Origin of the sequence: uncultured Roseovarius sp. (genome assembly GCF_947259555.1) — a bacterium.
Classification (GTDB): Bacteria; Pseudomonadota; Alphaproteobacteria; order Rhodobacterales; family Rhodobacteraceae; genus Roseovarius.
In genome coordinates this window covers 92515-102131 of sequence record NZ_CAMYMD010000104.1, presented here as the reverse complement: position 1 = coordinate 102131, position 9617 = coordinate 92515, and the positions used below count along the sequence as shown (strand labels likewise).

Here is a 9617-nt window from a genome sequence, read left to right as displayed (position 1 = left end):
GATCAGCCTGCTAGAGAACGTGGTCATGCCACAAGGTGTTCAGCGCTGTATCCTACCCCGTCGCCGGTCCTGGCCGGGAACGGCGACGGGGCATTCATAGCAGGGATAAGACACATAAGGTGTTCAGTCCCAGCTTCTTGGTCCGGTCGCGCTTTTCCAGCAGTTCGACAAGTTGCGCGTGAGTAAGCTCGTCGTATTTACCGGCCATGTGCTAGGGCCTGCCAGTTCACTGCCGTTATCTTTGTTTCTTACCACCTTAACGGTCCAAGGTCGCGAACGGAAGTAAGCGTCCGGTGTCACTGCTCTGCCGCGCATAGAGGGTGCTTGATAGTGTCCACCACGAGATAGTGGAGGACACTATGGGGCATGATGGCGCGTCGGACGAAACGGCTTTGGACGGACGAGGAGAAGCGGTCATGCTGCACATGATGTTCAAGCTCGGGCAATGCGCGGAAAAAAGCTGGCGCAAACTGTGCGGCTTTGCCCATCTCGCCGACGTCATCCAAGGCGTCGATTTCGTCAACGGCATCAAGCCTTCAACCCAAGATCAAGCCGCTGCATGAGGATCGCTTGGACACCAGACTCGACAATAGCTCCTCGGCGTCACATCCGTCTTTGACGGGACGGCCCCGGAGGTGCATAGCTTTGACACACGCGCGGAAGAGGTGGCGGCGGTCAACGCATGGCTCGAAAACCTCGCGCAAGCTGGTGTTCCGCATGACGACGTCATGTGCCTTGTTCGCACCTCCAGCCTCGTTGCAGAGATCACGCCGCTGCTGCCTGTCCGGGTGATGCCGATGCACGAGGCCAAGGACGCTGAATACCGTGCCGTCGCTGTGCTGGCGCTTGATCAGGATATCGTCCCGCTCGAGGAGCGTCTGATGTCTGCAAACGACGAGGCGCGGCTCGACGAGATCATGAATACCGAGCGACACCTGCCCTACGTCGTGGCGTCTCGCGCCCGGGATCACCTTTGGATGTCTGGAGTGACGCCGGTGTCAGAGTTCTTGGGAGATTTGCTGCGCTGACGTTCGACATCGGAGCCAGTAGGTCTATTGCAATTCGCAATGATCCTTCGTGATGAGTCAGCTACTGACTGGTCTTACCCGAATGAAGGTGCCGCTCTAACGAACTCCTATCGATGGAGGCGCAAAGAGGGGATATTTAGGTGGATATAGACTCCCATCCCTCCTAAATTATCGCTTTAAAACAATGACTTAATAATATAATTATGGTGCCCGGGGGCGGAATCGAACCACCGACACGAGGATTTTCAATCCACTGCTCTACCCCTGAGCTACCCGGGCACGGGGAACGCGTATGCGTTCGGGTGCGGCTGTCTTAGGCGAGGGCGCGCGGGGTGTCCATAGGGTTTGGTAAAATTTTCAATGCGGTTTTTCTTCATGGGCCAGAAGCGCATCAACGACCTTTTCCACATCCTCCGGATCGTGCGACGCTACGGCATAGTCTCCGCCGAACCATTTCCCAAGATCAATATCGGCGCACCGTCTCGAGCAGAACGGACGATAGCGGGTTTCGGTGGGTTTCTGGCAGATCGGGCAGGTCATCTCAACACTTGGGACAAGGGCAATCGGTCACGCTTGCGTTGAAGCTCAAAATGCCCGAGCGGCGTCCATCCGGCAAGGGCAGTTTCGCCCTGATCCTGACGAAAAGCCGCACGCAAAGCGGACTCGAAGGTACGGCGATCCTTTTTCGGCATAGGCGCAAGATCGAGCGTGATCTGTCCCCCAAGACCGCGCAGCCGAAGCTGCCGCGGCAGTTCGCGTGCCAAAGCGATATTGGCCTTGAGCCCCGCCGCAAGGCTCGCGTCCCCGCCGGTATTCACATCTACAGCAACCAAGGCCCGCGTCGCTTCGACATAGCACGAGGCACCATTTGGCAGCGGGACGCGCGCAGATCCCAGACTGTCTATCTGGTCGAGCACGCCAGACGCCTCGAAGGATCCCGGCTCGGTCATCACGTCCGCCGGCGACACCCATTCTCGCCAGGCAAGCGTATGCGGGCCATCGCCTTCGGTAAGCTTTTCAGGTTCGGCTCCCGACGCATCCGCCAGAACCGCCTCGGCGAGGTCGCACATCGCGCGGATATCCTCGGCGATGTCATCTGCCTGTCCGGCCTCGCAGGACGAGCGGAGGATCAGACCCATCGGGCTCTGGCCCATTTCTGCATGAGCAACCTCTAGCAGCCTGTCGCGCAGGTCCTCATCCTTGATCGCGCGCGAGATATTAAGGCCCGGCGCATCGGGCGTGACAATAGCATAGCGGCTCTTGAAGAGCAGCTTGGCGGTGACCGGAATCGCCTTGCCCGGCTCGGGGTACCCCGTGACCTGCACGAGAAGCGGCTGGCCGGGAGCAAGCCCTTTGACCTGCCGCAAAAACGCCGCGCCATCCGGCGTGCGCAAAAACATCCCGCCCTGTCCTTTGACCGGGCGATCGGCGATCGCGCGGTAGATGGCGCCGGGCCGGGGCTGGTCGGTGTCGATCAGGAGATCGTCCAGCCGCCCCCCCACCAAGAGCGCGGCAGCCTCAGCACCGTCCAGATGGTCAAGCGCGATGGTGCGGGAGGAGGTCATGTGAACGCTTTCCAAACGGGGTAGCCTGCGGCCTGCAAAAGGCCAGCGGTTTCAGTGAGCGGCAGACCGACAACGGCGGTGAACGACCCCTCTACCCAAGGAATAAGCGCACCGGCCGGTCCCTGGATGCCATAGCCGCCCGCCTTGCCCCGCCAGTCATCCGTGGCGAGGTAGGCGTTGAGTTCTTCGTCCGAGAGACGCTTCATCCTGACAGCGGTCACGACATCCCGCTCCCAGAGCCGCGCACCACGACGCACGGCGACCGCCGTTATGACACGGTGGCGACGTCCCGACAGGGCCAACAAGAATTGTGCTGCCTCACCTGCCGACTCAGGCTTGCCGAGGATTCGGCGCCCAAGTGCGACGGTGGTATCCGCAGCCAGCACGATATCATCGTCGTCCGCAGTGACGGCCCGCGCCTTTTCTCGCGCCATGCGCGCGCAATAGAAGCGGGGCAGCTCACCTTTGGCAGGCGTCTCGTCGATATCGGGCGGGCGGATCTCATCCGCCACGACACCGATCTGCGCCAATAGATCGCGGCGGCGCGGGCTTCCCGATCCGAGAACAAAGCGCATGAAAAATCAGACGCTTACTTGAAGCGGTAGTTGATCCGACCCTTGGTCAGATCATAGGGGGTCATTTCGACTTGCACCTTGTCGCCCGCCAGAACGCGGATGCGGTTCTTGCGCATCTTGCCTGCCGTGTGCGCGATGATCTCATGGCCGTTTTCAAGCTCGACCCTGAATGTCGCGTTGGGCAGGAGTTCCTTGACGACACCGGGAAATTCGAGCGTGTCTTCCTTGGCCATGGTCTCTCCTTGCTTTGGCACTCCGCCAGCTTGCGGAACGCGCTAGTAAATGCGCCTGTTTCGCGCAATTTTCAAGGGTCTATTCACCGCAAACGTTCAGATGTGACTGTGACGTCCCGGCCATGCTGATCGTCCCAGTGGCGACGGTTGAGAACACCCCCATCGGCCCGGACATGCGCCACCTGTGCCAAGTCGATGTCGGCGAAGGTCCAGCCGGGGCGGTCAAGCGTGCCTTCGGCGATCACGCCCGTTGGCGGGAAGCCGGTATCGGGCGGGCCGAAGACCCCCCCCATCCCGGTATTCTCGTCCACTGCGGGGGACCATGCGGCCGCGCCAACGGTCGATGCCATGACGCTTATGCATTGCATCTCCAGCGCGCGCGCCATCGCCCCGATGCGGACGCGGGAATATCCAGCGCGCGCCTCGGTGCAGGACGGCACGAGGATCAGATCCGCATCCGCCAACGCTTTGCCCAATAACGGGAATTCGCTATCGTAGCAGATCAGGACTCCGATCTTGCCGAGCGTGGTATCGAACAGCCGCAGCGGCCCACCGGGCACGACCCCCCACTCCTCCCGCTCAAAGCGGGTCATGATCTGCTTGTCCTGCGCGCCGCGTGCGCCCGTTGGCGTGAAAAGCATGGCCCGGTTGACAGGTCGCTCACCCAACGCCGGATCAAACACCGGGGCAGAGGCCCCCAGAATGTGCAGACGGTGCCGGCTGGCCAAATCGGCGTGCAAATCGTTGGCATCCGCCATCACGTCCGAGACCGCATGCAGCGACCGCTCCAGATCGCCTGCGGCCTCTGCCCCGCTGAGCATCGCCAGCTCCATCGCGCCGTATTCGGGAAACACCGCCAGTTCGGCCCCCTGTCCTGCCGCCTCGGCCACCCAATCGGCGATCTTGCGGCGATACTCGGCCCAAGAGCCAAGCGGGTCGAGCGGATAGGCGGCGGTGGCAATTTTCATGGTTACGCTCCGGTCTGTGGTCAGATGCACAATTTAAACCCCACGGCGCAGATTTGTAAGGGGGGCATCAGAGCTTGCCGCCACCTCTTTGCAAATATAACCTGTCCAGAACGCAAAGCTGCAAAGGCACGTCATGGCAACGCAAAAACTCTACGCTGGCGCCAAGCTGCGCGAGACACGGCAACGGCTTGGGCTCACGCAAAAGGACTTCGCCGGCAAATTGGGCGTGTCGCTGCCCTATCTCAACCAGATGGAAAACAACAACCGGCCCGTCAGCACAACTGTCGTTCTGGCGCTGGCACAGGAATTCGGGTTTGACGTGACAGAGCTGTCCACCGGCGATGCCGAACGCATGGTCAGCGACATGCGCGAGGCGCTGGCCGACCCCGTTTTCGGGGAGGAGCCGCCACCCCTGGCCGATCTGCGCCTGACAGCGTCCAATGCCCCCGCCCTCGCACGCGCGTTCCTCGAACTGCATAGCGCCTATCGGCAAACCCATGAGAGGCTGGCGTCGTTGGACGAGGCGTTGGGACGTGACGACTCACATGGTCAGTCGAGCCCGTGGGACGAGGTGCGCGATTTCTTTCACTACTGCGACAATTACATCGACGCCGTGGATCATGCCGCCGAGCGCTTTGCCGCAAGCGGTGCGCGGCAAGGGATATACGAGCAGGCGGCGGGCCGTCTCGCGGCATTGGGCCTCACGGTGGTCGAGGCCGATACAGCGCGTCTGCGCCACTACGACCGGGCCTCAGGCGTTCTGACTTTGTCCTCGCGCGCCGCCCCCGAGACGCGGCGGTTCCAGCTCTTGTTGCAACTGGCACTGGTGACGCAGGACCAACTGCTGGAGGCAACGCTCGATTTTGCCCGCTTCCAGTCCGCAGCCGCCCGCTCCATCGCCAAGATCGGGCTGGCCAATTATTTTGCCGGGGCCGCGCTTATGCCCTATGGCCGTTTTCTGGCTGCGGCACAGGAGGCGCGGCACGACCTGGAAGTTCTGGCAAACCGCTTCGGCGCGTCCATAGAGCAGGTGTGTCACCGTCTCTCGACCTTGCAACGGCCCAATGCCAAAGGCATCCCGTTCTTCTTCGTTCGAGTTGATCAAGCCGGGACGATCACCAAGCGTCACTCGGCCACGCGATTGCAATTCGCACGCTTTGGCGGGGCCTGCCCGCTCTGGAACGTGCACCGCGCCTTCGAGACACCGGGCCGATTTCTGAGGCAATTGGCCGAAACACCGGACGGCGTGCGCTATATCAGTCTGGCGCGGGATGTGAGCAAACCCGGAGGAAGCTATGGCGCACCGGTCCGGCGCTTTGCCATTGCCCTCGGATGTGAGGTGAAACATGCAGGCGATCTGGTCTATGCCGACGATCTTGACCTGACCAACGCCCGCGCCTTCGAACCGATCGGCATCTCTTGCCGGATCTGCGAACGCGCGGATTGCCATCAGCGCTCTGTCCCGCCGCTCGAACGGCGCCTGCTCGTGACCCCGGACGAGCGTGGCGTGCTGCCTTATCGCGTCGGATAGCGCTACATCGTATCCAGACAATGACGGCGAAAGGCGCGCTTGAGCAGGTCCAGCTCTTCACGCAAGAGCGCCATTTCAGCGCGGATATCGTAGCTCAGAACATCCCCCGCCAACAGCGCGAAACTTTCCAGAACCTCGCCGCTTTGCCGGTCGCGGATCACAAAGGTCTGGACACCGTCGGCAATTTTTTCCAGTGGCACAGGCACTCGTACCACCCAGAGCTTTTCTTCAGGCTTCTCGACAACCTCGACCCCTTCGACCGGCTCTTGTTGATGCGTCACTTCGATATCGGGGGAAAATTCACCCTCTTCGCGCCGGGTCAGCACGCCTTCCCAGACCCCTTCGAAAAGCCGCGTCTTGGTCAGTATCATCTCGCTCATCGCCGCTCCTTTCCTACAGATCCGCACGCGGGCGGCGGCTGAATGTCACATCGCGCAGGACCAGCTGGCTCATCTGGGGATTCTCGAAAATCAGGTCGATCCACGCCCGCTCCACCCGTTTTTCATTGAGGTTGGAATAGGCCAGATCAAACTCGACCATGATCTCTTCCTCGTTGAGCGGCAATTCTCTGACGATCTGCTCGGTGTTGGGTCCGTGCTTGATATTGAGCCGCGCAAAGATTTCCAACGGCTTTTCAAGCTCTACGATGGTATCCATTCGCAACAGATGCCGCCGGGTCAGCCCTTCGACGGCTTGCTGCGGAAAATCCAGCACCAGTGACAAAAACGAGCCGTCAAACGCGAAAACGTCCATGCGAAGCCCATAAGGTGCGAGATCTGCCTCGCGGCTGTTGCGCAACTGGCGCAGGCAAAGCTCGGATCTTGCGCAATCGTGAAACAGCGTCACCTCACGCCCCAGCATCGACTTGGACTGAACGGTTGCCATGCCGGGAATCGGCAAAGGTTCGCGCCACAACTCTGGCCGCCACGCCCAATCCGTGCCATGCGGGCGCGAGAAGGCGTTTGACCCGATCATCGGGAGGGCCAGACGATTGTCGGCGATAGAGATAACTTCGTTCAGCGAGTACATCAGCTTGCGCGCCCGCGCTCGCGCACGCCGCAAACCGCCCAGATCCAGCATCGGCGCGTTACGTGCGGTCTGCCGCCATTTGCGCAGACTGCGACGATGCGTCATCACGTCCAATAATTTCATGCAGAGCGCACCCTTGCCAGACCTCGCACGCGGGAATGATCGGTATTGTAAGTCCCTGTTCTGTGCATAGCATTAATTCGAAACAGGAAACAATGCACCCAATACCCCTTTGCGTTTGGCGCGCGGCGGCCGTGCCTGTCGCGCGACGGCAGCTGTCGGGCTCGCCTCGCGCAACGCCTCCGCCAGATCCCTTAACATCTCGCGCCCCATTCGCCCTGACACGCCGCCCCCTTTGGGCCCGTAAACCGCGAGCCCCAAAAGATGCCCGTTGATCACCATGCCCGCGCGCCAATGCACCGGATCGCCGCCGGGCAATGCCTCTTGGCCGCCTTGCATCACCTGAACGAGCGAAATCCCATCGCCATCCTCCGCGACACGCACCTCGACCGGGGCAAGCGCCCGCGCCATTGACGCGGCATCGGGTTGCTGCGCCGCTCCACGAGCCGGCAAGACCGACACGGTCATGACGGCAGGTTCGACGATGACACCCACCTGCCCCGTCAGGCTCTCACAACTGGCAAGCAAGGCAAAGCTGCCGGTCAGGCCGCGCTTTAGACTTGTAGGGTCAATACAATATCCGCGCGGCCCTTCAACAACCACATCACCGCCATATAACGGCACCGAACGCAGTGCCGATGTGCCTTCTCCGGGCACTTTCAAACAACCCGTCAGGGAAGCGACGGCTATCAGAAAAAGGGCACCAACGCCGTAGCGTCCGGCCCTCTCCCCCTCACAGATCCATGTAGACATGGCGCTCAGCTGCCGCACCGGGATGCGTGACCGCGCCCTTGTAGGTCTCACCCACGAGCTGCGCGTATTTCCACAGCGCGCCACTTTCATAGATCGTCTCGCGCGGACCTGCCCAGGCATCCTTGCGCTTGGCGAGCTCTTCGTCGGACAGATCCACCGACAATTCGCCCTTGATCGCGTCAATCGTGATCATGTCTCCGGTGGCGATCAGCGCAATCGGCCCACCATGCGCCGCCTCTGGTCCAACGTGGCCAACGCAAAAACCGCGCGTCGCGCCAGAGAACCGGCCATCGGTGATCAGCGCCACCTTCTTGCCCATGCCCTGCCCGGACAATGCCGCCGTTGTCGACAGCATCTCGCGCATGCCGGGGCCGCCTGCGGGCCCTTCGTTGCGGATGACGATGACTTCGCCCTCCTCATACTGGCGCGCCTTGACCGCCTCGAACGCGTCTTCTTCGCATTCGAAGACCCGTGCGGGGCCGGTAAAGACCTGATGCTCGGGCGCGATGCCCGCAACCTTCACGATGGCCCCGGTCGGAGCGAGATTGCCCTTGAGCCCCACAACACCGCCGGTCTTGGTGATCGGGGTGTCTATCGGATAAATCACCTTGCCATCCGCCTCGCGTTCAATCAGGTCCAACTCTTCGCCGATAGAGCGCCCGGTCGCGGTCATGCAATCCTCATGGATCAGCCCTGCCTTGCGCAGTTCCTTCATCACGACGGGGATGCCACCCGCATCATAGAGATCCTTGGCCACATAGGCGCCGCCCGGCTTGAGATCGACGAAATAGGGCGTGTCGCGGAAGATGTCGCAGACATCCTCGAGGAAAAAGTCAATTCCGGCCTCGTGTGCAATCGCAGGCAGGTGCAGCCCTGCATTGGTGCTGCCACCGGTGCAGGCCACCACGCGCGCGGCGTTCTGCAGGCTCTTGAGCGTCACCACGTCGCGGGCGCGGATGTTTTTCTCCAGCAGGTCCATCACCGCGCGCCCCGAGGCCTCGGCATATTGATCACGGCTCTCATAGGGGGCAGGCATTCCCGACGAATTCATCAGAGCAAGGCCAATCGCCTCGGAGACACAGGCCATCGTGTTAGCGGTGAATTGCCCGCCACAGGCCCCCGCCGAGGGGCAGGCCACGCGCTCAAGCGCATCGAGCGCCTTGTCCGACATCTCGTGGTTCTGATGCCGGCCCACGGCTTCGAACATGTCCTGCACGGTCAGATCCCGGGTGCGGAAATCCTCCGGTATCTCGTCGATCTGCGGCGCCTTGCCCGGCAGAATAGAGCCGCCATAGATAAAGACCGAGGGCACGTTAAGCCGCACCATCGCCATCATCATGCCCGGCAAGGACTTGTCGCACCCTGCCAGCCCGACGAGCGCATCGTAACAATGGCCGCGCATTGTCAGCTCCACGGTATCGGCAATCGCCTCGCGGCTCGCCAAAGAGGACCGCATCCCCTCATGCCCCATGGCGATCCCATCGGTAACGGTGATCGTGGTAAATTCGCGCGGGCTGCCATGCGCCTCTTTCACACCACCCTTGACCGCCTGCGCCTGCCGGTTCAGCGAAATATTGCAGGGCGCGGCCTCGTTCCAGCAGGTCGCGACCCCGACCAGAGGCTGGTGAATTTCCGCCTCTGTCATGCCCATCGCGTAATAATAGGACCGGTGCGGCGCGCGCGCGGGGCCCTCGGTCACGTGACGGCTGGGCAGTTTGGCTTTGTCGAATTTGGTCATGAGGGGCCTCCCGGAATTAGCTGAAAATCGGTCTAGGCCAGTGACGCGTCCGGGGCAAGCCGATTGCAACCCGGCCA

At 61.6% G+C, this 9617-nt stretch carries 11 protein-coding genes, 1 tRNA gene and 1 pseudogene; 3 read left to right on the top strand and 10 right to left on the bottom strand.

Translation table 11 applies throughout. The features are described 5' to 3' along the window. Window positions 1–416: 416 nt before the first annotated feature. Window positions 417–563, top strand: a pseudogene (locus Q0X85_RS18050) (IS256 family transposase); the annotation flags it as partial. A gap of 72 nt (window positions 564–635) precedes the next feature. Next, window positions 636–1028: a 3'-5' exonuclease gene (locus Q0X85_RS18045; RefSeq protein ID WP_297774333.1), complete on the top strand. Its 393-nt coding sequence runs from the start codon at window positions 636–638 to the stop codon at window positions 1026–1028. Window positions 1029–1232: 204 nt separating this feature from the next. Here the strand turns inward: Q0X85_RS18045 and Q0X85_RS18040 are convergent. From Q0X85_RS18040 to Q0X85_RS18015, 6 genes are all read right to left on the bottom strand, one after another. Continuing rightward, a tRNA-Phe gene (locus Q0X85_RS18040) sits at window positions 1233–1307 on the bottom strand. 78 nt (window positions 1308–1385) lie between these two features. Continuing rightward, complete coding sequence (gene yacG, locus Q0X85_RS18035; protein WP_297774332.1) at window positions 1386–1568, bottom strand: DNA gyrase inhibitor YacG; 183 nt, start codon at window positions 1566–1568, stop codon at window positions 1386–1388. Further along, window positions 1565–2593, bottom strand: coding sequence for a ribonuclease E/G (locus Q0X85_RS18030; RefSeq protein WP_297774330.1), 1029 nt, complete (start codon window positions 2591–2593; stop codon window positions 1565–1567). Before Q0X85_RS18030 ends, yacG begins: the two co-directional genes overlap by 4 nt. Beyond that, window positions 2590–3168: a nucleoside triphosphate pyrophosphatase gene (locus Q0X85_RS18025; RefSeq protein ID WP_297774328.1), complete on the bottom strand. Its 579-nt coding sequence runs from the start codon at window positions 3166–3168 to the stop codon at window positions 2590–2592. Before Q0X85_RS18025 ends, Q0X85_RS18030 begins: the two co-directional genes overlap by 4 nt. A 14-nt stretch (window positions 3169–3182) precedes the next feature. Then, complete coding sequence (gene infA, locus Q0X85_RS18020) at window positions 3183–3401, bottom strand: translation initiation factor IF-1 (RefSeq protein WP_005978431.1); 219 nt, start codon at window positions 3399–3401, stop codon at window positions 3183–3185. 83 nt (window positions 3402–3484) lie between these two features. Continuing rightward, window positions 3485–4369 (bottom strand): carbon-nitrogen hydrolase family protein, encoded by an 885-nt coding sequence (locus Q0X85_RS18015; RefSeq protein ID WP_297774326.1) that lies wholly within the window; start codon window positions 4367–4369, stop codon window positions 3485–3487. A gap of 133 nt (window positions 4370–4502) precedes the next feature. On the opposite strand from Q0X85_RS18015, the gene Q0X85_RS18010 reads away from it, so the two are divergent. Then, complete coding sequence (locus tag Q0X85_RS18010) at window positions 4503–5900, top strand: helix-turn-helix transcriptional regulator (RefSeq protein ID WP_297774325.1); 1398 nt, start codon at window positions 4503–4505, stop codon at window positions 5898–5900. 2 nt (window positions 5901–5902) lie between these two features. Here Q0X85_RS18010 and Q0X85_RS18005 read toward each other — a convergent pair whose 3' ends face one another. From Q0X85_RS18005 to ilvD, 4 genes are all read right to left on the bottom strand, one after another. After that, window positions 5903–6280 carry a hypothetical protein gene (locus tag Q0X85_RS18005; RefSeq protein ID WP_297774323.1) on the bottom strand — a complete coding sequence of 126 codons (378 nt, stop codon included), beginning with the start codon at window positions 6278–6280 and terminating at the stop codon, window positions 5903–5905. 13 nt (window positions 6281–6293) lie between these two features. Next, on the bottom strand, window positions 6294–7052 hold the full coding sequence (locus Q0X85_RS18000; RefSeq protein WP_297774321.1) for a DUF6478 family protein: 759 nt from the start codon (window positions 7050–7052) through the stop codon (window positions 6294–6296). Between the two features lie 72 nt (window positions 7053–7124). Further along, complete coding sequence (locus Q0X85_RS17995; RefSeq protein ID WP_297774320.1) at window positions 7125–7706, bottom strand: hypothetical protein; 582 nt, start codon at window positions 7704–7706, stop codon at window positions 7125–7127. Between the two features lie 76 nt (window positions 7707–7782). Further along, the gene (gene ilvD / locus Q0X85_RS17990; RefSeq protein WP_297774318.1) at window positions 7783–9540 is read right to left on the bottom strand and encodes a dihydroxy-acid dehydratase; all 1758 of its coding nucleotides are present in this window, start codon (window positions 9538–9540) and stop codon (window positions 7783–7785) included. Window positions 9541–9617 lie beyond the last annotated feature (77 nt).